Origin of the sequence: Xenorhabdus lircayensis (assembly GCF_016306625.1) — a bacterium.
Lineage (GTDB): Bacteria > Pseudomonadota > Gammaproteobacteria > Enterobacterales > Enterobacteriaceae > Xenorhabdus > Xenorhabdus lircayensis.
On record NZ_JACOII010000033.1, the window covers coordinates 24,263 to 48,390 of the forward strand.

Consider the following 24,128-nt stretch of genomic DNA (forward strand, 5'->3'; position numbering starts at 1 on the left):
ATAGTAAATCATTTATTTCCATGAATTGATGCAAATAAACAGGTAAATTTATGCAAAAAGCGATTCTTATTACTGGGTGTTCTAGCGGGATAGGATTAGTCGCAGCCAAAACACTCCATCAACGTGGTTACCGCGTACTCGCAGCTTGCCGTAAACCTGCCGATTTGGTGCATATGCGAGAGCTGGGATTTGAGCCCATTGGATTGGATTTAGATGATAAAGAAAGTGTTGAGCACGCAGCTAAGACTGTGATTGAATTAACCGATGGTCGTTTGTTCGGGCTGTTCAATAATGCCGGATTTGGTGTTTATGGCCCATTGGACAGTATTTCCCGCGAACAGATGGAAAAACAGTTTTCCACCAATTTCTTTGGTACTCATCAACTAACCTGTCTGCTACTGCCAGCCATACGCGCTTATGGCGAAGGGCGGATTGTCCAAACCAGTTCTGTTATGGGATTACTCTCTACACCAGGCCGTGGAGCATACGCAGCCAGTAAATATGCCCTCGAAGCATGGTCAGATACCTTGCGGGGGGAGCTTGCCAAAACAGGTATTAAAGTCAGTCTGATAGAACCTGGCCCAATCAATACACGTTTTACAGAAAATGTGAATCAAACACAGCGGGATCATCCTGTCGAGAACTCAAGCCTTACTCGTCGTTTCACACTTATGCCTGAAGATGTCGTTGCTAAACTGGTTCATGCGCTGGAAAGCCCCAATCCTAAATTACGTTATTCTGTTACATTATTGACTTATGCAGTAAAAGTGATGCGCCGTATACTCCCCGAAAAATGGTTCGATAAAATCGTGCGCTGGCAACACTAATGAACATTGAAAAACGTACAGACGAGTCTTATTTATTCATGTAATCGCCTTACAAAGAACAAGAGAGGAACGCCCATGGAATCCACAGTGAATGCAAACAGTAATACCGCTCATATCATTAATATTGATGAATCGAATATTGCTCAAGTCGTTCAGTACTCACTCACTCAGCTCGTCGTATTCTACTTCTGGTCTTCACAGAATTTACATTGCCATGAATTGGAAGCAACTCTTGATAAAATAGCACATGAATATGCAGGACAATTTGCTCTGGCTAAAGTCAATTGTGACCAATTCTCTCATCTTGCTGCACAGTTTGGCGTACGTGGCTTGCCTACCGTACTGTTTGTGAAAGAGGCTCGTCCCGTCCAGGGTTTTGAAGGCATCCAAACAGATGAAACCATCAGACAGATTTTTTCCCAACTCCTCACTCAAGAGGAAAAATCACCATTAGAGCAAGTGAATGATCTGCTTGCAGAAGGCAATAATCAGGATGCGTTGCCTTTACTGAAAGAAATTCATCAGGAAAATCCTCAAGAAACGGATATTGCCTTATTGTTGGCCCAAGTTAATCTTTCGCTCAATCACCTTGAAGACGCTCAAAAAATATTGGATACCATTCCATCGGAAGAGCAAGACGAACTCTATAATGAGTTACTTGAACACATTAACTCCCAGAAAGAAGCGGCTGATTCACCTGAGATTCGACAACTTCAGCAAGAGCTGGCAACTCAACCAGAAAATGCAGAACTGGCTATTCAACTTGCCTCAAAATTACACGAAGTTGGTCGTAATGAAGAAGCTCTCGAATTGCTGTTCGGTTTTCTGAAAAAAGATCTCGCCGCGGCCGATGGCGCAGTGAAAAAAACGATGATGGATATTATCTTCACACTGGGAACCGGAGATGGGCTAGCATCTAAATACCGTCGTCATGTATACTCTTTACTCTATTAAGTAAAAAACATTTATGTATTTTATAATTGGATAATAAGGGAATTGTTATGGATTTACTCTCTTTTGGTGCTGTACCGATCCTAATCATTATTGCTGTCGTTATCGTCTTTACCTGTGTGAAGACCATTCCGCAAGGCTATCAATCGACCGTTGAACGTTTTGGGCGCTATACCCGCACTTTGACTCCAGGCCTACATATCATCATGCCATTTGTTGATAAGATTGGACGTAGAATCAACATGATGGAGCAGGTACTGGATATCCCATCGCAAGAAGTCATTTCCCGCGATAACGCCAATGTGACCATTGATGCCGTCTGTTTTATTCAGGTTGTCGATCCAGTACGTGCTGCCTATGAAGTCAGTAATCTGGAATTGTCCATCATTAACCTGACCATGACTAACTTCCGTACCGTACTGGGTTCAATGGAACTGGACGAAATGTTGTCTCAGCGTGATTCCATCAACAGCCGCCTGCTGACAATTGTCGATGAAGCCACCAACCCTTGGGGAGTCAAAATCACTCGTATTGAGATCCGCGATGTGCGTCCACCTAAGGAGTTGATCTCTGCGATGAACGCTCAGATGAAGGCGGAACGTACCAAGCGTGCAGATATTCTTGAAGCGGAAGGTATTCGTCAGGCTGCCATTCTGAAAGCAGAAGGGGAAAAACAGTCACAGATCCTGAAAGCAGAAGGTGAACGTCAGTCAGCCTTTCTTCAAGCAGAAGCCCGTGAACGTGCCGCAGAAGCAGAAGCACGTGCAACTAAAATGGTTTCTGATGCCATCGCTGATGGTGATATGCAGGCGATTAACTACTTCATCGCCCAAAGATATACTGATGCCCTCACCAACATTGGTGCAGCAAATAACAGCAAAGTTATCATGATGCCACTGGAGGCCAGCAATTTAATGGGAGCTATCGGTGGTATTGCTGAATTAATTGGCGAAAGTAAGAAGAGCAAACAGGATAAATAGCCATGATTGAACAGATCGCCACCCAGCCGACTTGGTTCTGGCTCTGTTTTGGTGGCCTGCTTTTGATTGCAGAACTGCTGGGGACGGGCGGATATCTGTTGTGGACAGGAACAGCAGCCGTTGTTGTTGCCTTGATCACTTGGATTTTCCCTAATATGAGCTGGGAACTGCAAGGCATTCTGTTTGCTGTTCTGACCTTGGTTTCTGTTATTGCATGGCGTAGTTGGCTACGCCACCGCCCGCGCCAGACTAGTGATAAGATCCTCAATCAGAAAAATCACCAGTTGATTGGGCTTCGCACCCGTTTAATTACGGATACCGAAAACGGTTATGGGCGAGTCAAACTGGCTGATGGCAGTTGGCGCGTTCACTGTGACCACGAACTTCTTGCCAATGCCGAAGTTGAAGTCATCGCCGTTGACGGCATCACGTTGAAGGTGAAACCCATTCCCCCTCAGTCGTGATGCATATAGCAGCCAGATAAGTGCTCAATGATGGGGCAATCTGCCCCATCATCTCCCGGACATACAGCCGACAATGCTAGCAATTTTTCCTTTATCTTTTGCAACTCCACAATCGTCTTTTCTATTTCTGCCACTTTTTGTAGAGTCGCTGTTTTTACATCTGCGCTGTGACGACTGGGATTGCGAAATAAGCGCAATAACTCGCGACATTCCTCCAGCGTAAATCCCACTTCTTTCGCCTGACGCAAGAGTATCAGCTCATCAATGTGCTTTTGCTGGTAATAGCGATAGCCATTATCTCCCCGCTCTGGGGCGGTGATCAGATCTTTTTCTTCATAAAACCGGATCGCCTTGCTCGTTAAACCGGTCTTTTGGGCAATTTCACTAATATTCATAATTTCCCCTTGACCTTCCCCTTGCAGGAAGGTTTAGCCTTAATGATAAGTATATCACTCTGTACCAGGAGATATTGTTATGTCCAAAACTACCATTCTCGCACTTCAAGGTTTAACTTGTATGCATTGTGTCGGCAGAGTCAAAAAAGAACTAGAAAAAATATCCGGTGTTGAACAGACGAATGTGAGTCTGAATTATGCCAAAGTTATCGGTGATGTCTCACCTGATGTATTGATTTCAGCCATTATTGCCGCAGCTTATGAAGCCACCGTTGCCACTCAGCCCGATATTGAATTGCGGCTGTCAGGTTTAAATTGCATGAAATGTGCAAATAAGACACAGAAAGCATTAGAAGCTGTGGAAGATGTTATCGCCACAGAGGTGGATACCCAAACCGCAAAAATCTACGGTAAGGCAGAGAGCGGGGCTTTAATTAATGCCGTCGAACAAGCCGGATATCACGCAGAATTAGCGGTGGGAGTAAATTTCCCAAAAACTGAGCCGCTGACAATACCTGTCCCACAAACACCGGAATCTTTGGCAGCGGCAACACTTTCCTCTTCGGTAAAAACGTCTTTGGTAAAAGAGCCTCAGGCAAAAGCGGCCTCAAGCGAAACGATTCCGATTGAGCACAATAAAAATAATGTTATTGATGATGACAGTGTTCAGTTATTACTGGATGGCATGAGCTGTGCCAGTTGTGTCAGCAAGGTACAAAAAGCACTGCAATCCGTTGATGGAGTAGAGCACGCCAGAGTAAATCTCGCGGAAAGAAGCGCATTGGTCACTGGCAGCGCATCACCAAACGCCTTGGTTGAGGCAGTCATCAAAGCAGGTTATGGCGCTGAAATCATTCAGGACGAAACAGAACGCCGTGAACGCCAACAACAAGTTGCACAGGCTAATATGCGTCGTTTTCGCTGGCAATCTGCCCTTGCCTTAGTGGTTGGTGTGCCGGTCATGATTTGGGGAATGATTGGCGACAATATGATACTCACGCCTTCAAACCACACTATTTGGCTAACCATCGGTCTGGTAACACTTGCCGTAATGATATTCGCAGGCGGTCATTTTTATCGCAATGCGTGGCAAAGTCTGAAAAATGGCAGTGCAACAATGGATACACTGGTAGCACTGGGTACTGGCGTGGCATGGCTTTATTCGATGAGTGTCAATTTATGGCCGGAAATTTTTCCTCCCCAAGCCCGTCATCTCTACTATGAAGCCAGTGCCATGATCATTGGTTTAATCAACCTCGGCCATGCGTTGGAACAACGCGCCCGTCAGCGTTCTTCGAAAGCGCTTGAGCGGTTATTGGACTTAACACCGCCAACAGCACGAGTGATGACTACAGCAGGCGAGAAAACACTACCCTTGGCCGACGTAAAACCCAATATGACCCTACGCCTGACAACGGGAGATCGTGTTCCGGTTGATGGTGAGATTATTCAGGGTACAGTCTGGTTGGATGAGGCCATGTTGACCGGCGAACCCATTCCTCAACAAAAATCAACCGGTGATACCGTTCATGCGGGCACTGTAGTTCAAGATGGAACTGTGTTGTTTAAGGCCAATGCAGTGGGCAGCCAAACGACTCTGGCACGTATTATCAAATTAGTACGTCAGGCACAAAGCAGTAAACCTGAAATCGGCCAACTGGCAGACAAAATATCGTCCATATTCGTGCCTGTTGTCGTTGCCATCGCCCTGATTGCTGGCGCGATCTGGTATTTTATCGGCCCAGCGCCACAAATTATGTATGCGTTAGTTATCATAACCACAGTATTGATTATCGCCTGCCCCTGCGCACTTGGGCTAGCAACCCCCATGTCCATCATTTCTGGGGTAGGACGAGCCGCAGAATTAGGTGTACTGGTACGTGATGCTGATGCCCTGCAACAAGCCAGCCAACTGGATACGATTGTTTTCGACAAAACTGGTACCTTAACAGAAGGTATGCCTCAGGTAACAGAGATCCACACCTTTAACGGCTTCACCGAAGAACAAGTATTCGTATGGGCTGGTGCATTGGAAAGGGGTTCAAATCATCCTCTGGCAAAAGCCATCTTGATGAAAGTTGAAGGACAAAAGTTACCAGAAGTCGAGCAATTCCGCACACTAGCGGGATTGGGAATACGGGGTGAGATTGGAGATACCACCTTACTATTGGGCAACCAAAACTTACTTGAACAAAATCAGATTGAGACAGCAGAATTAAAGCCCTTGGTTGCTGCACAGGCAGAAAAAGGCATAACTCCCGTTATTCTGTCAGTTAATGGGAAGGTCGCTGCTTTGTTTTCCATCCGCGATCCCTTGCGTCAAGATACCGTTTCTGCCCTGCAACGCTTACATCATCAAGGCTATCGCTTAGTTATGTTGACGGGGGATAATCCAGTGACCGCGAATGCCATTGCTAAAGAAGCCAGAATTGATCAAGTGATTGCCGGTGTTTTGCCTGATGGCAAAGCATCAGCCATTCAATCACTCCAGTCGGAAGGGCGGAAAGTGGCGATGATCGGTGATGGCATTAATGATGCGCCCGCATTGGCACAAGCAGATGTAGGTATCGCGATGGGAGGGGGAAGTGATATCGCCATTGAAACTGCGTCTATTACCCTTATGCGTCATAGCTTGCACGGGGTTGCTGATGCGGTTGAATTATCCAAAGGCACACTGCGCAATATGAAACAAAATCTGTTTGGCGCATTCATCTACAATACGTTAGGTATCCCGATTGCAGCAGGTATCTTATATCCTTTCACGGGGACACTACTGAATCCGGTGATTGCTGGCGCAGCAATGGCATTATCCTCAATTACTGTCGTCAGTAATGCCAATCGGTTATTACGCTTCAAGCCTATACCCAATAGAATTAAAGTTGCAGCGCGACAGCAAGGAACTAATCCCCAAGAGCATAGCTAATATGTAACTATAGCTGACTATGTAACTGGGGTGAATGAGCGCAGCCAACAAAACAGCAGCTTGAAAGATGAAGGGTATAAATCCTGAAATAGCATTCAGGAGATTATGCTAGCATACCGATTAATGCCAACCAGTGGAGTATGGAACATGGGAAAATTGATGACATATTTCAGCAATATATTGGGGATAAACTCTCAACGCCATTACCCCTACCCTGCTTTTGACATTAATCTGAAACAAGATAAGCAATTGCACATTGTTGGCAGTATTCATATGGGAACAGAAAACATGTTCCCACTTTCTGAAGTGCTACTGGAACAACTGGAACAATCTGATGCGCTTGTTGTCGAAGCGGATATCACACAGGCAGGCTCCCCTTTCAAAGAACAGCTTCCTGAACAGATTGCGCTATCACAACGTTTATCTCCCGAATATTTTGACTGCTTACAGCATTACTGCCGAGAGATCCAGCATCCTATTGCGCTACTGGATTCACTGCCATCCTGGCAAGTCGCATTGATATTACAGGCCGCCCAAGCCCAATATTTAGGATTACACCCTCAATATGGCACCGATTACCAATTACTGAATAGCGCAAAAAACATCCACAAACCTATTCTCGAATTGGAAGGCACTGATGCGCAGGTTAATTTGCTCACCAACCTGCCAAATGGCGGGCTTTCTCTGTTGGAAGATACGCTTACCCATTGGCACACCAATGCCCGTGCTTTACAGACTATGATTAGCGAGTGGATGAACTACAAGTCCGAGCAACAAAATCAGATGTTGCCGATGACATTCTGCGAAGAGATTTATCAAACCTTAATGGCTGAACGCAATCGTCAATGGAGTGAGCAATTACACAGCTTACCCGCAGGAAAATATCTGGTGGCTGTCGGCGCTTTGCATCTTCACGGCGAGGACAATTTACGACAGATGCTGGTAAATCCACAGGAATAATAACGCATTCACACATCCCGTTTTTACCGGGAAATAGTTACAGAAAAATAGTTACAGGAAGAAAATATGACCCCCGCTATTGTCTTGCTGGAAAAGCAAAAAATTAATTTCAAACTTCATCCTTACGCACATGATGTTAATGAGCATAATTTCGGTGATGAAGTCGTTAAAAAACTCGGTTTAGATGCCAGACAAGTCTTTAAGACACTGCTGGTTTCATTGAATGGCGATCCCAAAAACCTTGCTGTCGCCGTCACGCCTGTTTCTGGGCAACTCGATTTGAAAAAAATTGCCAAAGTTTTCAAGGCGAAGAAAGCGGATATGGCAGATCCCCAGTTAGCACAAAAAGTTACAGGTTATTTAGTTGGCGGCATTAGCCCGCTGGGACAGAAAAAACGTCTCCCGACCATTATTGACAATCAGGCACAAACATTACCAACTCTATTTATTTCTGGTGGCAAGCGTGGATTGGATATTGAATTAGCCCCCTCGGATTTATGCCAACTACTTAGTTGTTCGTTTGCTGATATTGCGAAGCTTTGAAAACAGATTGCAATTCTCATTAAATTTTTTCGAGCCGGCTCTGTTTTCTTTAAAACGGGGCCTTGTGCTATATAAGAATGCCGATATACTTTCCTCACAGCGAAAAAACACTATTTACCATTTTAATTAACTTAATCAACTTAAATAAAAGAGGGATAAAATGGCCACCTCATCATTCTTTCGACAAATTGTTATCACCGATCCAAAAGCAATTAAAATGCTGAAAAAAGCTAATAGAAAACCACGAAAAAGCAATTTTGAAAAAATAGATTTTGAAGCACAGCAAAGAGAGGCAATAGAGATATTAAAACGAAAATTCTCACTCTAGGAAAAGTACTAGCGGTTTTTGGCAATGACAGAACAAAAGAATTTTCATTTTCCTGTCCATCAAACCGTGATGTAGAATAATTTTTTCATTTAAAATCAATTAGATTTGAACAAGCAGATGCAACAAGAACCTACTTAATTTTGGATAGAGAAGGGCTTATTTTGGCTTACTTTTCATTAATATTCAAGGAGCTGTCTACAAAAAACCTTGCCCTTTCAAAGACGAAAATAAAAAAACTTGATGGTATTAGTAAAAATGCAAACTCTTTAAAGGTTTATTTAATTGGTCAGATAGCCAAGAATTTCTCATTAACTAATAATCCAATAAAGCTTAAAGATATTTTACTTTCAATTAATATCACCATTGAAAAAGCACAAGAGTTAATAGGAGGAAGAATCACAGTTTTAGAATGTCAGAACAATCTACAACTTATCGCTTTATATGAAAAGAATGGACTTGAAAAACTGCCAACAGAAGGAGAAAGAAATTCATTAATTACCATGCTACTTAATAAGTAGATTATTATTCAGTTTCAACCATCTCTATTTTAGATTATGCATAGCCACTCCTAGCTCACAGTAAGCAAAAGACCATCTATTTTCCAGATGGTCTTTTTATACAGATAGCTAACAATAATCTATTAATCAGTTGCTATCACTTATGCTCAATTTCACCTTTCGGCTCATAATCAGAAGCGCTCAATGGAGAATGCTTTTCAATATACCCTTTCAACACTTCAGCATCGACGAAACCAGTGTCAACGTAGCCAGGCAAATTATCAACCCGTGGATAACCATCTCCTCCAATCGCATTGAAATTCAGGGTCGCCATACGATAAGTTTTATTTGGATCTAATGGCTTGCCACCAATTTTTACTTCACTGATATTTTTACCATCAACCATGAAGCTAACATTATAGAACTGCCCATAAGCACCGGAGTCTTTTTCCATATTTGCAACGGCCGTCAAATATGGCAAGACTTCGCTACCTTTGAAATCCACATAAACCAGTTGGTTAGCGAATGGATGAACTTTCAGGACATCTTTGTAAGTGATCTCTCCTGGTTCAATAGAATCACGAATGCCACCACCACTCATCACAGCAAAATCAGCGTCAGTTCGCTCCATCTGAGCGGCTAACACAAGGTGTGCCATATTAGTTTGGACGAAGCGTACCTTACTACGATCACCTTCCAGTTTATTATCTACCGAGCCCACTTTAATATTAAGTTGCTGGCTGCCTTTATCCTGATAAGGTGTTAACAATTTGAGCACTGCAGGGTTCTGCTGAATTTCATGCGTATAATAAACACGCTCCGTGCTGCCATCTTCTTTTGTTACTTTTTTCTTTAAATTGATGGGAATCAATTGGTAATGAACTAGCTTGAATTCCCCATTACGGAATTGAAAATCAGCACGACCTACATATTTTCCCCATTCGTGAGCTTGAACAATCCATGTGCCATTTTGGCGATCTGGAGAGCAAGGTGTTCCCGGAACATAATCCACTTGTTTATAGTTCTTATTCTCTACGGACATACAGACCGGATCTTGTGAATGACCACCCACAATCATATTCAAATAATCCGCAGGCAAACTACGCGCCATTTCAACATCTCCTGGCGCATTGGTACCATGATGTTCATCGTCATAGTGCCCCATATGAGTTGCTGCAATAATCACATCCGGCTTTTCGTTTTTTTTCAGCTCTTCAATAACTTTTTTGGCTTCTTCAGCAGGAACACGGAATTCAACATCCGGAAAATTAGCGGGATTGCCCACTTTCACCGTATCATCAGTTGTTAGACCAAGAACCGCAATTTTCACGCCTTGCTTATCAAACATGACATAAGGCTTAAATAGACGCTTGCCCGTGCTGGTTTGGTAAATATTGGCAGATAAAAATGGGAAATTTGCCCATTTTTGCTGCTGATTCAACACATTCAAAGGCTTATCGAACTCATGGTTCCCTAGTGCCATTGCGTCATAACCCACCAGATTCATGCCCTTAAAATCTGGCTCCGCATCTTGCATGTCTGATTCCGGTACGCCTGTGTTAATGTCACCACCAGACAATAACAATACGCTACCTCCTTTCTTAGCCACTTCCTGACGAATGGAGTCTACCACCGTTTTTTGCGCTGCCAAACCATACTCGCCATGATCGTTATGCCAGAAGTGACCATGATGATCGTTAGTATGCAGAATTGTAATATCGTAGGTTTTATCTTTTTCCCAAGCGGTTGCAATTAGCGGTGTCAATGATAGAGAAACAGCAAGGACGCATACTGACGTTTTAAACGAAAATTTCATGGGGTATCTCCATGTTCTTTAAATTTTATTGGTTATATGACCGTGATTAGCGATATGAAAATTTACAAACCATCCCATTAATAGCCTATCTATTCGACGCTAAAGCCTATTAATTATCTGGAATAATGACATGCTGCGCTTACCGCATTTTTCTGATCAGGTTTACATAATTGTGCCATTAAATAATATCTTCTTTCACCTTTTTGGGATAGCCGTCAAATTATATCGATATGCATAAAAATTTTATTAGAAAACTAAGATGTATTAAAGTGTAAAAATTAAACAAAAATACAACACTAACCATCTCCCTACAGTCCACGTTGATAAGCGAATAAACATGAGTGAACAAAGCAACACAAAACCCTTGCCAGCTTCATCACCAAAAACACATCGGACGGTTTTCTCGATTCTCGGTGCCATCAGTTTATCTCATCTGCTGAACGATATGATTCAATCGCTGATTCTGGCGATTTATCCACTGCTGCAATCTGAATTTACCCTGAGTTTTATTCAGGTTGGATTGATAACGCTGACCTATCAGGTAACCGCCTCCCTTCTGCAACCTCTCATCGGCCTATATACAGACAAACATCCGCAACCCTATTCATTACCTATCGGTATGGGTTTTACCTTATCTGGGCTGCTCCTACTGGCCTATGCCGAAAGTTTCCCTGTTATATTAGTAGCTGCCGCGCTAGTTGGAACTGGATCATCCGTTTTTCATCCCGAATCGTCACGAGTCGCCCGAATGGCTTCCGGCGGGCGTCATGGGCTGGCGCAATCCTTATTTCAAGTAGGTGGAAATTTGGGAAGCTCGCTTGGTCCGCTGCTGGCAGCTATTTTCATCGCCCCTTACGGCAAGGGAAATATCGGTTGGTTTTCTCTGGCGGCATTGCTGGCAATCGTGATCCTATTACAAGTCAGTCAATGGTATAAGATGCAGCATCGAGCCACCACGCCACAATCCTTGCGCAGCGTTTCTCTGCCAAGATTGCCTAAAAAAACGGTCATACGTTCTTTTGCCATTCTATTGATGCTGATTTTCTCAAAATACTTTTATCTCACCAGCATCAGTAGCTACTATACCTTTTACCTGATACAGAAATTCGGCTTGTCAGTACAAAACGCTCAGATCCATCTGTTTGTTTTTCTGTTTTCTGTAGCAGCAGGCACTCTAATTGGAGGGCCTATTGGAGATAAAATAGGCCGTAAGTATGTCATATGGGTCTCAATTCTCGGTGTGGCACCTTTTACCCTGTTGTTACCTTATGCATCTTTATTCTGGACAAGCATACTGACGGTCATCATTGGCATCATATTGGCATCTGCATTTTCTGCTATCTTGGTCTATGCCCAAGAACTTATCCCTGGTAAAACAGGCATGATCGCAGGTTTATTCTTTGGTCTAGCCTTTGGTATGGGGGGCATTGGAGCGGCAGTGCTTGGCTATGTCGCAGATAAAACCAGTATAGAATTGGTTTACAAAATTTGCGCCTTCCTACCACTTCTCGGTATTTTTACGCTATTCCTACCAAATATAGAAAAGAAAACTTAAAAAACCAATAAAATCATCAGATAGCTATCATAGCCCTCACGCTATCTTTCTTTGTAAGCAAGCGTAAATAATGACAAGATCTACATAAAATTACATTACAATAGCATTTATGTAGATCATTCGCATTTTCACCTCTCAGTCTATTTTTCAGCAAGTTTATTTTGAATTATTTATAAAATATATTATTACCTCACCTAACCATAAAATTTATTATATTTCTACCTCAGAAGGAGCCTTGATGGAGCATTCGACACCTCTTATCACGACTATTGTTGGCGGTTTTGTTCTCGCCTATCTGCTTGGCATGCTTGCGCAGCGCCTAAAAATCTCACCTCTGGTAGGATACCTTGTAGCAGGAGTACTGGCAGGGCCTTTTACTCCTGGTTTTGTTGCCGATACTTCACTGGCTCCAGAACTTTCAGAAATTGGCGTGATCTTATTGATGTTTGGTGTCGGTCTACATTTTTCACTTAAAGATTTGTTAGCCGTTAAATCAATCGCCATTCCAGGCGCTATTGCTCAGATTGCAGTCGCAACCTTATTGGGAGTCGGATTATCTACGCTACTCGGCTGGGGGCTATTCAGCGGTATCGTATTTGGCCTTTGCCTGTCCACCGCCAGCACGGTAGTATTGCTCAGGGCATTAGAAGAACGACAGCTCATTGATAGCCAAAGAGGACAAATTGCCATTGGCTGGTTAATTGTTGAAGATTTGGCAATGGTTCTGGCATTGGTGTTACTCCCCGCGGCGGCGGGTATTCTGGATAATCAGAATACCAACATTAGTCAACTATTAATCGAACTAGCCGTCACAATTGGCAAAGTTGCGGCCTTTATTTTATTGATGATTTTCGTCGGACGCCGAGTCATTCCCTGGCTACTGGCGAAAACGGCGAGTACAGGCTCCCGTGAGCTATTTACGCTGGCCGTACTTGTCATTGCACTAGGTGTTGCTTACGGTGCAGTAACACTATTTGATGCTTCATTCGCCCTCGGGGCATTCTTTGCCGGTATGGTGCTGAATGAGTCAGAATTGAGCCATCGGGCAGCACAAGATACCTTACCGTTAAGGGATGCGTTTGCGGTTCTTTTCTTCGTCTCTGTTGGAATGTTGTTTGATCCAATCGTTCTGTTACAACAGCCTCTCGCTATTTTAGGAACCCTTGCCATTATTATCATTGGCAAATCATTGGCAGCCTTGCTGTTGGTCAGAGTGTTTGGGCATTCACGACGTACAGCTTTGACCATCTCGGTCAGCCTCGCTCAAATCGGTGAATTCGCCTTTATTCTGGCTGGGCTTGGCGTCACGCTGGGGTTATTAGATGGGGAAGCCCGTAATCTTGTACTGGCTGGAGCCATCATTTCCATTATGTTGAATCCGATTCTATTCAGTTTGCTGGATCGCTATTTGGAAAAAACAGAAACCATTGAAGAACAATTACTCGAAGAAACATTGGAAGAAGAAACCCAAATTCCCGTCAATATCTGTGGTCATGCCATTGTGGTAGGTTATGGTCGAGTTGGTCGTCTACTTTGTCAACATTTACAAGAAAAAAGCTTTCCAGTGGTGGTCATTGAAGACACGCGCTCCCGGTTTGAAGAATTGGGGGAAATGGGTATCAGTGCGGTGATGGGTAACGCAGCCAATAAAGATATCATGGCCCTGGCACGGCTCGATTGTGCTTGTACGTTATTCCTGACGATCCCCAATGGCTACGAATCCGGAGAAATTGTTGCTAATACCAGAGAAATCCGGTCAGATATCGATATTATCGTACGCGCCCATTATGATGACGAAGTTACCTATATTACGGAGCGGGGCAGCAATCACATTATTATTGGTGAACATGAGATAGCGAGAGCGATGGCTGATGCACTTCCTGAATATGAGGCTAGTTGCCCGATAGAGCCACCACCATTACTTTCACCAACAACCCCGTAATCAACAGCATAATTTGCCGATCAAGGAATATCCCCAGCTTATGGGGATATTCCAATAAAATATTAAAGCAATATTTCAACCCACCAGTATCAACGTTCCCAATAAGACTCTTCCAAGCTATCTTCTTTCTCCGGCAACCCTCGGGTTAAGCGTGGAGAATGTTGGCTCAAGACCTGATAACTCACCCTGTTCGCGTACTTACATACCTGCGCCAAAGAGGAGTAAGTCAAACAAGAGCGCATATGTTTGCTGGAGTTAGGTACATTCATACGATGATAACTGTTGGCAGTGATATCATGCAGCAATGCCGATAACGCGCCATCCCCAGCCCCATTAGTATTCATGATTTTTTCAGGGCCCCCCATATAAGGCTCAATATGGGAATAGACTCGCATTGGATTCTGGCAATCCACCTTACGCATCACCCGGCTGAACTCATAACGGTTAAATTCCGCGATCGCACCTGGCAACAAAGGATGCGATGTCTGGCGCTTGTATTCCTCTTCAGTATAACCCGCCATATACAACCCAGCAGGCCCTGCGGTACACAACACCAAATCCACCCAATTAAGCGCCATGTCTGCCGCCAGCAAAGGATCACTGAAGCCTGTCAGTTCATGGGCTTCATCTTCATTCATTGCTACAACTGAAATATTCTCAGCCAGAAAATCACGCCACCATTCAGGATCATCAGCGATGACGTATTTTGTCCCTAATGTCAGCACAACAGGTACATTATGTTTTTTCGCATATTCGATGGCTTTCATTGTTGCTTCCGGCATTGGTTCACCCGATTTACAACGCACCAGATAAGCGGTAATGACCAATGCTGATGCTTCTGCAATAATATGTTCCGGAATGCTTTCTGGGCGGAGTTGATTCATTAAACCCGGGCTGATAGCAAAGGTTCTTTCACCATTTTCCGTCACTAAGGTAAAACAACGACCAATTGAACCATCAACGCCCTGAAGATGATTCAAATCCATACGGCTGGATGTATTGCAAAGATAACAATATGCATAACTTCCTATCTGGATGTTATTGCACATAGTGCCAAGCAGCACAGATTTATCATCAGCCAGAACGGAATAATTGTGTAGAGTATTGCCGATGGTGCCACCCGCGAATTCGTGGCTGATCAGATTATTGTCTGTCAGTTCTTTGTAAAGTGCCTCAGCTACATCATCTTCAATAACTAGCGAATGCCCCTGGCTCAAGTTATAACGCTGGATAAAACTCTCATCGACTTTGGCTTCAATATCTACCAGTGTTTGGTCAATGCCGACAATGTAGGCTCGGTTATTTTCGGTGTCCATCGTCTCTTTGATGGGTTGGAGGAGAGGATCTCTTAAACTGACAGGAAAATAGTGTTTAGATTTACGCTTACCCGGGAATTTCATAATTAATTGCTGTTATAGAGCCAAAATATGCGGCATGTTAGCACAATATGGTGTGACACAATACATGGTATGACACAATACATGGTATGACACAATACATGGTATGACACAATACCAGAGCAAAGCAAAAAACACAGTGGCAGAAATAAAGACAGCCGATGTTATTGCAACATCGGCTGTCTGAAATATCAGCTATCAAAACATCAGCTATAACGCATATTATCTATAAATAATATTAAGCTTCTTGTTTCTGACGACTACGTACCATATGGCGCAACAGAACAAACATGACAGACAAAATGAATCCGATAAAACCAGCACCAACCAGAATCAACAAACGCTTAGGTGAATCTTTTGATGTCGGTTCATAAGGTTCCTGCATAAACTTGAATGGTTTGAAATCAACCTTATCAACGTTCACTCTTTCCAGGTTTTTGATATACAACTGGCGGTTAAGCAGATCGGCATCGATTTTAGTTGGATCGGTAATTTCTTCGGTAATTTGGAGCTTACGTTGCAGCGCATCAGAACCCAACGCAATCGAATAATCCGGGTCATCCTTGATCATAGCCCCACCATTCGATACCGGCCTTTTAATACCCGCAGAGTTAGCAATAGAAATCGCATACTTCAATCGTTCAATATCTACACTACGCATGTTGCCGATACGTGATAAATCGAGCTCGTACAGTTTTTTCGAGTACACCAGTTTCTGATGAACCATATCATTCAGCTCATCTTTCACTTGATCACGAACAACTGAAGAGACAAATTTGATATAACCAGTTAACAGATTGTAAGACTCTTTCGCAGTGCCCGCACTGAAAGAGAGTTTGGACTCATCAACTTCATCGTCTTTCTTGGGTAAAGAAGCAGAGATATTTTTATTGACAACTTGCTCGATCAATCTTCTTTGTTCCTGCTCAGAGCTATCATCACTCTTAGCAAGCAAGGTCTTAAAGTAGTCAGTATTGACCAAATATTCCTCACGCAATACACGCGAGTTATAGTTTTCAATGAAACGATTATACAACAACTCCTCTGTTACTTTCGGCTCAAGATTCAGAACGTGCAATTCCGTTAATGCATTTTTCAATGGCTGAAATTCTTCCAATCCCGGTTTAATCACGGCAGCTGAACTGGTCCATTTCTGTGGTAAAAATGATGCAGAACCGAAACCAATAATTGCAAAAACAAGAGATACTGCAATGATCAAATATTTTGATTGGAAGAGTACTGAGAATAGTTCAAACAAATCAATTTCATCTTCCTGTGCTGGATGATAATAGTTTGAATGCTCTTCATAAAAATCGGGGTGCTTAATAGGTTTATTACTCATTATCTATATTTCCAATCCAAATAATTTTGCTTTTCATTGATATGCAAGCTTTTTCTCCCGCTCACAGTCCTCATTGATTGAAAAACTATATCCTTAAAAATCGTATAACTATCAATACCTGCCATTCACCATGTTAGATAATACCCCATAACAAGCAGCTACGAGTTATTTAATGACATTATTTACCAACTTTTCAAGCAACGAAATGTGTGCCTCATTATCATTAAGTGCGGAGATATATTCAAACTTTTTCCCACCCGCATGCAAAAAGATGTTTTTATTCTGTTGCTTAATTTCTTCCAATGTTTCCAAGCAGTCCGCTGAAAATCCCGGGCATACCACTTGAACATGTTCGACTCCTTGGCCTGGTAATGATGCCATTGTTTTGTCTGTATAAGGAGATAACCACGGTAAGCGTCCAAAACGAGACTGATATGTCATCATAATTTTATCTGCCGGATAGTCCAATGCCTGAATCAACAATTCAGTCGTCGCCTTGCAATCCTGCGGATAAATATCCCCCATAGTTGCCAGACGCTCAGGAATACCGTGATAAGAAAGGATCAGACGATCAGGCTGACCATATTTTTTAAAACTCTGCTTGATGCTTTCCTTTAACGCCGCAATATAGGCAGGATGTGTGGCATAACTACGGATAAAATGCAGGTTAGAAATTGTGCGATATCCCTGCAATATTTTACTGATACTGTCAAATACCGCCGCCGAAGTCGTACTAGAATATTGAGGATAAAGTGGCAGTATGATCAAATCATCAATGCCTTGTTGCAGTAAATTATCTACCGCCTGAGACAAAGAAGGTGAGCCGTATGTCATTCCCAAGACAACAGGGACATCTGCCAACTTTTCATCCAACAACTTCTGCTGACGGCGACCATAAACGAGTAAAGGAGAACCCTCTTCCGTCCAAATTTCTTGGTAAAGCTTAGCAACACGAGAAGAACGAAAAGGAAGAATAAGACCGTATAATATGGGCTTCCAAATAAATGGGGAGATATCAACCACCCTTCTGTCACTCAGAAATTTTGCCAGATAACGCCTTATTGCTGCTGGTGTTGGTGAGTCCGGTGTACCAAGATTTACCAATAGGACACCATGCTTCTTGCTACTCATTCCTCAGTGCTCCATTAAAATGACTGACAACCTAGTATAAAACATGAATGATAGTCACATATAACATTTAATGGAGTGAATTTCTCATAGAGTAGAGTAAACTGCAAAAAAAGTCAGGCGGTGCAAATACCGCCTGTTCTAATAATTCAAGATGTAGCCATTCAAGAATCAGCTAAATCATTCACCCAGAATGCAGGCTAATTCAGCGCTGACTTCAGAGACTTGGCGAGTACCATCAAGTTTGAAGTATTCTGTGTTACCTGCCTGAGCTTCTTTCTGGTAGTAAGAAACCAAAGGTGCAGTTTGTGCGTGGTATTCAACCAGACGTTTACGGACAGTATCTTCCTGATCATCTTTACGGATGGTCAGTTCTTCTCCAGTGGCGTCATCTTTGTTTTCCACTTTTGGTGGGTTGAATTTGATGTGATAAACACGACCCGATGGCGCATGCACACGACGACCAATAATACGTTCAACAATGATTTCATCAGGAACATCAAATTCCAGAACTAAATCAATCTTGATATCGGCTTCTTTCATGGCATCTGCCTGTGGAATGGTACGTGGGAACCCATCCAACAAGAAGCCATTACGGCAGTCATCTTGTTTGATGCGCTCTTTGACCAAGGCAATGACCAACTCATCAGTCACCAGCTTGCCGTCATCCATCAGTTCTTTTGCTTTCAAACCCAACTTTGTGCCAGCTTTTACCGCGGCACGCAGCATGTCACCTGTCGAAATCTGGGGGATCCCATATTTCTCCATGATAAATTGCGCCTGAGTCCCCTTACCGGCGCCTGGCGCGCCCAGCAGAATAATACGCATTGCGTAAATCCCCTTGCTTATTTGCTTTTCGTATTTTTTTAAAGAAAACGAGCCACCTTACCATTTGAATGGGGGATGGCTCAAGAAAACAGGTAAACGTTTTCGCATGATGCAAAAAATAAACCACGCTCCAGTCTCCGCTGAAGCGTGGTTTTTTATCATGGTCTCAACGAGGTTAAGCTTTTTCAGTCAATAATAATTGATTCATTCGACGAATGAATTGGTTTGGATCATCCAATGTGCCACGTTCTGCAAACAGCGCTTGCTCCAACAGTAATTCTATCCAATCAGTAAATTGGACATCATCATGAATATCAGCAGCTTTCTTAACCAGATCGTGTTCTGGATTCAGTTCAAAGTTATAGCTAACTTCTGGCGCAGACTGGCCTGCGGCTGCAAATAGCTTCGCCATTTGGGTGCTCATTTCATTGGCATCAGTTGTTACGATCGCAGGTGTATCTGTCAGACGATGAGTCAATTTTACTTCTTTCACACGCTCACCCAGCAATGTCTTCACGCGTTCAACGAATGGCTCCAGTTTTTTATCCGCTTCTTCCTGTTCAGCCTTGTTTTCATCCGCCAGTTTATCAAGGGATTCATCAGCTTTGCTGACAGACTGGAATGACTTACCATCGAATTCAGTCAGGTAGCTCATCATCCATTCATCGATACGCTCAGACAACAGCAGAACTTCAATGCCTTTCTTGCGGAACAGTTCCAAATGTGGGCTATTCTTCGCCGCAGCGTAGCTATCTGCGGTAATGTAATAAATTTTCTCCTGCCCTTCCGCCATACGGTTGACGTAATCTTCCAGGGAAACTGTTTGTGCCGAATCATCATTGTGAGTTGTGGCAAAGCGCAGTAATTTAGCGATGGCTTCTTTGTTGGTACCATCTTCAGCAGGCCCTTCTTTTAGTACTAAGCCGAACTGCTGCCAGAAAGTTTGATATTTTTCTGCATCGTCTTTTGCCAATTTATCCAGCATCTGCAATACACGTTTAGTCAGCGCATTGCGCAAGTTACGAGTGATTGTGCTGTCTTGCAGAATTTCACGGGAAACGTTCAATGGCAGATCATTGGAATCGATCAGACCACGGACAAAGCGCAGGTAATTAGGCATGAACTGTTCAGCTTCATCCATGATGAATACACGCTGTACATACAGTTTCAGCCCATGTTTATGATCCCGGTTCCACATGTCCCACGGTGCTTGGGAAGGAATATACAACAAGCTAGTGTATTCCTGCTTACCTTCAACGCGGTTGTGACTCCAAATCATAGGGTCGGCAAAATCATGGGAGATATGCTTATAAAACTCTTGGTATTCCTCATCGCTGATTTCTGCTTTACCACGAGTCCACAATGCTTGGGCCTTGTTGATTTTTTCCCATGTGACAGTAACGCTGTCGTCTTCTTCATTTTTAGTCTGGGTTTCAATTTCAACGGGCAAGGCAATGTGATCAGAATACTTGCCGATGATAGAACGCAGGCGCCAATCATTGAGGAATTCACTTTCCCCTTCACGCAAATGCAGAGTAATTTCTGTACCACGCTCTGCTTTATCAATATCAGCAACGGTGTAATCACCTTCGCCCGTTGATTCCCAGAACACACCTTGATCCGCCGCTGCGCCAGCTGCACGGGTACGTACAGTGACTTTATCCGCAACGATGAATGCAGAGTAGAAACCTACACCGAATTGACCAATCAATTGGCTGTCTTTTGCCTGATCAGAACCGATGGATTCAAGAAATGTTTTAGTGCCGGATTTTGCAATCGTTCCCAGATTATCAATCACTTCATCACGGGACATACCGATACCATTATCACTGATGGTGATGGTTTTCTGCTCTGTATCACAAGCCAGACGAACACGCAATTCACCATCATTTTCATACAATTCAGGGGCGGACAATGCACGGAAACGCAATTTGTCAGCAGCATCAGATGCGTTTGAAATCAGTTCACGGAGAAAAATTTCTTTGTTGGAATAGAGAGAGTGGATCATCAACTGCAACAATTGTTTGACTTCAGACTGAAATCCACGGGTTTCCTGATCTTTCATGCTCATTTATTACCTCAATCTAAATCCAGTTCAAATATGTAAAATCGGACGATGGTAATCAAATGGGGATAGATTCGGAGAGTTTCAAGTTAGAGCAACAAGAAGAATGCAAAATTAGTTTGATGAGAGCGCTAATCTGTTATGGATGGCGGCATAATCCGCAGCACCATCCATAAAAGTTGCCATTAGAATTACCCACTGGAATTGGGCGATAAATCACAAAACAGTGATTTTTTGACGGCCAGCCAGCGAGTGAGACAGGGTCGTGCCATCCACCATTTCAAGCTCACCACCCACAGGGACACCGTGAGCAATTCTGCTGGCGGTCACACCATACTGCGAACACATTTCTGCAATATAGTTTGCCGTTGCCTCTCCTTCAACAGTTGGATTCGTTGCCAGAATAATTTCTGATAAGATTTCAGAAGATAATCGTTCTTCTAAACGATCCAAACCAATATCCATTGGCCCAATGCCATCTAGCGGCGATAAGCGCCCCAGTAAGACAAAGTAACGCCCCGCAAACTGACCAGTCTGTTCAATAGCATGAATATCCGCCGGACTTTCCACCACACAGATCTGACCATTATGCTGACGCCGGGGATTGGCGCAAATCATGCACTGTTCCTGTTCAGTGAATGTTCGACAACCCTGACAGTGACCAATTTCAGACATCGCTCGCGTCAGTGCCTGAGCCAATCGCATCCCTCCACTGCGATCTCGCTGCAATAGATGAAATGCCATCCGCTGAGCAGACTTAGGGCCTACGCCGGGCAAACAGCGCAGGGCTTCCATCAGCGATTCAAGAAGAGGGCTGGTTTGCATTAGAATGGCATCTTAAAGCCAGGTGGTAATTGCATTCCGTTGGAAACACCGGCCATTCTCTCTTTCTGGGTTTCTTCAATGCGACGAGCTGCATCATTGAACGCAGCAGCGATCAGATCTTCCAGCATATCTTTGTCATCGTCCATCAGGCTTGGATCGATTTCAACACGGCGGCAGTTATGTGCGCCATTAATAGTGATTTTAACCAGACCTGCACCAGATTCACCCGTGACTTCCAGATTTGCAATTTCTTCCTGCATTTTCTGCATTTTTTCTTGCATCTGCTGGGCCTGTTTCATCAAATTGCCCAAACCACCTTTTCCAAACATAATTCTCTCTCTTCGCTATAGCCACAGCATAAAGACACGCTGCGGCGGTTAAACAGGCCGGATACTTTCTTCATCCAATTCTGCATTGAATAGCTGCTGAAGTGTTTGAATCGTTCTATCCGAGATAATAGATTGGCGTGCTTGTGCCAATTTTTCTTCATAAATGGCTTGTCGCCACTCCAGAGGCGTTTTTACCGCAGGATTATCATCTTCAATGATACTGAGTTCAATAGATTTTCCATGCAATTCACTTAACGCTTCGGTCAATATTTTCTGTGCCGATGCCGAATTAAGATGACGCTGTTTTGAACGTAAATGCAGACAAAGCCGATTTTCATCAATCTGTTCTTTAAACGCATTCAACGCTACCTGTTGAACCAATTTGGGAATATGCAGTTTATCAATTTCTGCAGCCCATGAATCCCTTTGTTTCGACTCAATAGCCAGCTTTTCTGCCAACTCTGCTGTCTTTTCATGCTCAAGCGCCGCTTTTATCGATTTTGGTGTCGTAACCGACTCCTGCTTTTCTTCAACATTCGTTGCCCGCCAGCGATATGCCTCTTTCTTTACCGGTTCAGGCTCCCGTGCTTTAGGGATATAAGATTGAGGCCGCTGTTCGGCCACCGCTACCAATCGATCCAGTGCCGAACTTGCCAGCTTCGCCTTTGCAGGCTCTGCCGGCTCAGACTTTTTTGGCAGAATATTGCCTTGACGAGTTAGCGAATTTCTCGCTTGCAATAATTTCGCAGTTGGGCTGTTCGTCGTGGATTCGGTGCCCATTGATTGGGGCACTCTCTGTTCAGCACGTTCGCCTACCCCATTATTTGGGGCAAACTGAACCGAAGATGGCGGTACAGGTGCTGAACCTATTGGCGTTACGGGGATTTCCACCGCAGGTAATGGCGCTTCTTCAACGACAGTTTTAGGATGGAATGCCAATGCTCGCAATAATGCCATCTCAACCCCCATCCTACGCTCTGGTGCATAAGGGAGTTCTTTGCGTCCCACCAGTAATGCCTGATAATAAAGCTGCAAATCAGTTGGAGAAATCGATCTTGCGAGCAGGCGCAACCGCCCTTCTGTTGAAGAGGGATCACTTTCAGGTTGCTGGGGCAATAACTGGAGCATGGCAATGCGATGCAACAACGATAGCGTTTCGATCAACAAATTTTCCCAGTCCACACCAAGAGATGCAACTTGTTCAACTAAAGCCATCATTTGTTGCCCATCGGCACGAACCAGAGATTCGATCATCGCCAGCGGTTGATCATCATCCAATGTTCCCAGCATCTGGCTGACAATATCCGATGTCAGTTTTCCTCCACCAAGAGCAATAGCCTGATCAGTTAAACTCAGGGCATCACGCATGCTGCCATCCGCAGCACGAGCAAGAAGCTGTCGAGCGCGAACATCACTCTCTATTTGCTCCGCATTAAGAACATGCTCCAATTGGCTGCTGATTTGATTAACATCAAGTGTTTTCAGATGAAATTGCAGACAACGTGAAAGAATAGTCACAGGTAGTTTCTGTGGATCTGTCGTTGCCAAAAGGAATTTCACATGTTCAGGCGGCTCTTCCAATGTCTTCAGCAAGGCATTGAAACTATGACGGGAGAGCATGTGAACTTCGTCAATAAGGTAAACTTTGAAACGGCCTCGGGCAGGCGCATACTGGACATTGTCCAGTAATTCGCGGGTATCTTCTACTTTTGTCCGGGAAGCCGCATCGATCTCAATCAGATCGACAAACCGCCCCTGTTCAATTTCGAGACAGTTCGCACACTGACCACACGGAGTTCTTGTAATACCCTTTTCGCAATTCAGTCCCTTTGCCAGCAGACGTGCAATTGTGGTTTTACCTACACCGCGAGTGCCGGAAAAAAGATAAGCGTGATGGAGGCGCTGGTGCTCAAGACCATTCGCCAGTGCAGTCAGCACATGTTGCTGACCAATCACATCAGAAAATATTTGTGGGCGCCACTTACGGGCAAGTACCTGATAGCTCATGAATACCGAGAAAATTGAACTTGACT

At 43.8% G+C, this 24,128-nt stretch carries 21 protein-coding genes; 11 read left to right on the plus strand and 10 right to left on the minus strand.

The window, feature by feature from the left end:
* Nucleotides 1-50: 50 nt before the first annotated feature.
* The 4 genes from H8A87_RS08370 (at nt 51) to H8A87_RS08385 (ending at nt 3,222) form a co-directional block, all read left to right on the plus strand.
* Nucleotides 51-827 carry an SDR family oxidoreductase gene (locus H8A87_RS08370; protein WP_198689519.1) on the plus strand — a complete coding sequence of 259 codons (777 nt, stop codon included), beginning with the start codon at nt 51-53 and terminating at the stop codon, nt 825-827.
* 75 nt (nt 828-902) lie between these two features.
* The gene (locus H8A87_RS08375; protein WP_198689520.1) at nt 903-1,781 is read left to right on the plus strand and encodes a co-chaperone YbbN; all 879 of its coding nucleotides are present in this window, start codon (nt 903-905) and stop codon (nt 1,779-1,781) included.
* A 47-nt stretch (nt 1,782-1,828) separates the two neighbouring features.
* A complete protein-coding gene (locus H8A87_RS08380) occupies nt 1,829-2,758 on the plus strand; it encodes an SPFH domain-containing protein (protein ID WP_198689521.1) in 930 nt (309 codons plus the stop codon).
* A gap of 2 nt (nt 2,759-2,760) precedes the next feature.
* Nucleotides 2,761-3,222 (plus strand): NfeD family protein, encoded by a 462-nt coding sequence (locus tag H8A87_RS08385; protein WP_198689522.1) that lies wholly within the window; start codon nt 2,761-2,763, stop codon nt 3,220-3,222.
* Here the strand turns inward: H8A87_RS08385 and cueR are convergent.
* Entirely contained in the window at nt 3,213-3,617 is a 405-nt protein-coding gene (gene cueR, locus H8A87_RS08390; protein WP_198689523.1) for a Cu(I)-responsive transcriptional regulator, read from the minus strand. The two genes, H8A87_RS08385 and cueR, sit on opposite strands and share 10 nt — an antisense overlap.
* 79 nt (nt 3,618-3,696) lie before the next feature.
* Between cueR and copA the strand changes: the two genes are divergently transcribed.
* The 5 genes from copA (at nt 3,697) to H8A87_RS08415 (ending at nt 8,889) form a co-directional block, all read left to right on the plus strand.
* Nucleotides 3,697-6,540, plus strand: coding sequence for a copper-exporting P-type ATPase CopA (copA, locus tag H8A87_RS08395; protein ID WP_198689524.1), 2,844 nt, complete (start codon nt 3,697-3,699; stop codon nt 6,538-6,540).
* A 147-nt stretch (nt 6,541-6,687) separates the two neighbouring features.
* Nucleotides 6,688-7,500: a TraB/GumN family protein gene (locus tag H8A87_RS08400; RefSeq protein WP_198689602.1), complete on the plus strand. Its 813-nt coding sequence runs from the start codon at nt 6,688-6,690 to the stop codon at nt 7,498-7,500.
* Nucleotides 7,501-7,566: 66 nt separating this feature from the next.
* Entirely contained in the window at nt 7,567-8,043 is a 477-nt protein-coding gene (gene ybaK / locus H8A87_RS08405) for a Cys-tRNA(Pro)/Cys-tRNA(Cys) deacylase YbaK (protein ID WP_198689525.1), read from the plus strand.
* A 160-nt stretch (nt 8,044-8,203) separates the two neighbouring features.
* Complete coding sequence (locus H8A87_RS08410) at nt 8,204-8,371, plus strand: hypothetical protein (RefSeq protein WP_198689526.1); 168 nt, start codon at nt 8,204-8,206, stop codon at nt 8,369-8,371.
* A gap of 140 nt (nt 8,372-8,511) precedes the next feature.
* On the plus strand, nt 8,512-8,889 hold the full coding sequence (locus H8A87_RS08415) for an acetyltransferase (protein ID WP_232370143.1): 378 nt from the start codon (nt 8,512-8,514) through the stop codon (nt 8,887-8,889).
* 136 nt (nt 8,890-9,025) lie between these two features.
* Here the strand turns inward: H8A87_RS08415 and ushA are convergent, their stop codons facing one another.
* On the minus strand, nt 9,026-10,684 hold the full coding sequence (gene ushA, locus H8A87_RS08420) for a bifunctional UDP-sugar hydrolase/5'-nucleotidase UshA (RefSeq protein ID WP_198689527.1): 1,659 nt from the start codon (nt 10,682-10,684) through the stop codon (nt 9,026-9,028).
* Between the two features lie 337 nt (nt 10,685-11,021).
* Between ushA and H8A87_RS08425 the strand changes: the two genes are divergently transcribed.
* Together H8A87_RS08425 and ybaL are read left to right on the plus strand one after the other, a co-directional pair.
* Entirely contained in the window at nt 11,022-12,239 is a 1,218-nt protein-coding gene (locus tag H8A87_RS08425; RefSeq protein WP_198689528.1) for an MFS transporter, read from the plus strand.
* 238 nt (nt 12,240-12,477) lie between these two features.
* A complete protein-coding gene (gene ybaL / locus H8A87_RS08430; protein ID WP_198689529.1) occupies nt 12,478-14,181 on the plus strand; it encodes a YbaL family putative K(+) efflux transporter in 1,704 nt (567 codons plus the stop codon).
* An 89-nt stretch (nt 14,182-14,270) separates the two neighbouring features.
* Here ybaL and H8A87_RS08435 read toward each other — a convergent pair whose 3' ends face one another.
* From H8A87_RS08435 to dnaX, 8 genes are all read right to left on the minus strand, one after another.
* A complete protein-coding gene (locus H8A87_RS08435) occupies nt 14,271-15,581 on the minus strand; it encodes an inosine/guanosine kinase (protein WP_198689530.1) in 1,311 nt (436 codons plus the stop codon).
* A 235-nt stretch (nt 15,582-15,816) separates the two neighbouring features.
* The gene (gene wzz(fepE) / locus H8A87_RS08440; RefSeq protein ID WP_198689531.1) at nt 15,817-16,920 is read right to left on the minus strand and encodes an LPS O-antigen length regulator Wzz(fepE); all 1,104 of its coding nucleotides are present in this window, start codon (nt 16,918-16,920) and stop codon (nt 15,817-15,819) included.
* A gap of 165 nt (nt 16,921-17,085) precedes the next feature.
* A complete protein-coding gene (hemH, locus tag H8A87_RS08445; RefSeq protein WP_198689532.1) occupies nt 17,086-18,051 on the minus strand; it encodes a ferrochelatase in 966 nt (321 codons plus the stop codon).
* 177 nt (nt 18,052-18,228) lie between these two features.
* Nucleotides 18,229-18,876, minus strand: a complete 648-nt coding sequence (gene adk / locus H8A87_RS08450) for an adenylate kinase (protein WP_198689533.1) — start codon at nt 18,874-18,876, stop codon at nt 18,229-18,231.
* 175 nt (nt 18,877-19,051) lie between these two features.
* A complete protein-coding gene (gene htpG / locus H8A87_RS08455; protein WP_198689604.1) occupies nt 19,052-20,941 on the minus strand; it encodes a molecular chaperone HtpG in 1,890 nt (629 codons plus the stop codon).
* Between the two features lie 216 nt (nt 20,942-21,157).
* Entirely contained in the window at nt 21,158-21,766 is a 609-nt protein-coding gene (gene recR, locus H8A87_RS08460; protein WP_198689534.1) for a recombination mediator RecR, read from the minus strand.
* On the minus strand, nt 21,766-22,095 hold the full coding sequence (locus H8A87_RS08465; RefSeq protein ID WP_198689535.1) for a YbaB/EbfC family nucleoid-associated protein: 330 nt from the start codon (nt 22,093-22,095) through the stop codon (nt 21,766-21,768). The genes recR and H8A87_RS08465 overlap by 1 nt, the downstream gene beginning before the upstream one ends.
* Before the next feature lie 48 nt (nt 22,096-22,143).
* Nucleotides 22,144-24,102 carry a DNA polymerase III subunit gamma/tau gene (dnaX, locus tag H8A87_RS08470; protein ID WP_198689536.1) on the minus strand — a complete coding sequence of 653 codons (1,959 nt, stop codon included), beginning with the start codon at nt 24,100-24,102 and terminating at the stop codon, nt 22,144-22,146.
* Nucleotides 24,103-24,128: the final 26 nt, after the last annotated feature.

Excerpts from the sequence above, each read along its gene's own strand:
- H8A87_RS08385 (WP_198689522.1), top strand. The coding sequence starts at position 2,761 with ATGATTGAACAGATCGCCACCCAGCCGACTTGGTTCTGGCTCTGTTTT.
- H8A87_RS08410 (WP_198689526.1), top strand. The coding sequence starts at position 8,204 with ATGGCCACCTCATCATTCTTTCGACAAATTGTTATCACCGATCCAAAA.
- H8A87_RS08375 (WP_198689520.1), top strand. The coding sequence starts at position 903 with ATGGAATCCACAGTGAATGCAAACAGTAATACCGCTCATATCATTAAT.
- H8A87_RS08435 (WP_198689530.1), bottom strand. The coding sequence starts at position 15,581 with ATGAAATTCCCGGGTAAGCGTAAATCTAAACACTATTTTCCTGTCAGT.
- ybaL (WP_198689529.1), top strand. The coding sequence starts at position 12,478 with ATGGAGCATTCGACACCTCTTATCACGACTATTGTTGGCGGTTTTGTT.
- H8A87_RS08370 (WP_198689519.1), top strand. The coding sequence starts at position 51 with ATGCAAAAAGCGATTCTTATTACTGGGTGTTCTAGCGGGATAGGATTA.
- H8A87_RS08400 (WP_198689602.1), top strand. The coding sequence starts at position 6,688 with ATGGGAAAATTGATGACATATTTCAGCAATATATTGGGGATAAACTCT.
- H8A87_RS08425 (WP_198689528.1), top strand. The coding sequence starts at position 11,022 with ATGAGTGAACAAAGCAACACAAAACCCTTGCCAGCTTCATCACCAAAA.
- cueR (WP_198689523.1), bottom strand. The coding sequence starts at position 3,617 with ATGAATATTAGTGAAATTGCCCAAAAGACCGGTTTAACGAGCAAGGCG.
- ushA (WP_198689527.1), bottom strand. The coding sequence starts at position 10,684 with ATGAAATTTTCGTTTAAAACGTCAGTATGCGTCCTTGCTGTTTCTCTA.
- H8A87_RS08380 (WP_198689521.1), top strand. The coding sequence starts at position 1,829 with ATGGATTTACTCTCTTTTGGTGCTGTACCGATCCTAATCATTATTGCT.
- recR (WP_198689534.1), bottom strand. The coding sequence starts at position 21,766 with ATGCAAACCAGCCCTCTTCTTGAATCGCTGATGGAAGCCCTGCGCTGT.
- copA (WP_198689524.1), top strand. The coding sequence starts at position 3,697 with ATGTCCAAAACTACCATTCTCGCACTTCAAGGTTTAACTTGTATGCAT.
- htpG (WP_198689604.1), bottom strand. The coding sequence starts at position 20,941 with ATGAAAGATCAGGAAACCCGTGGATTTCAGTCTGAAGTCAAACAATTG.
- H8A87_RS08465 (WP_198689535.1), bottom strand. The coding sequence starts at position 22,095 with ATGTTTGGAAAAGGTGGTTTGGGCAATTTGATGAAACAGGCCCAGCAG.
- hemH (WP_198689532.1), bottom strand. The coding sequence starts at position 18,051 with ATGAGTAGCAAGAAGCATGGTGTCCTATTGGTAAATCTTGGTACACCG.
- ybaK (WP_198689525.1), top strand. The coding sequence starts at position 7,567 with ATGACCCCCGCTATTGTCTTGCTGGAAAAGCAAAAAATTAATTTCAAA.
- adk (WP_198689533.1), bottom strand. The coding sequence starts at position 18,876 with ATGCGTATTATTCTGCTGGGCGCGCCAGGCGCCGGTAAGGGGACTCAG.
- dnaX (WP_198689536.1), bottom strand. The coding sequence starts at position 24,102 with ATGAGCTATCAGGTACTTGCCCGTAAGTGGCGCCCACAAATATTTTCT.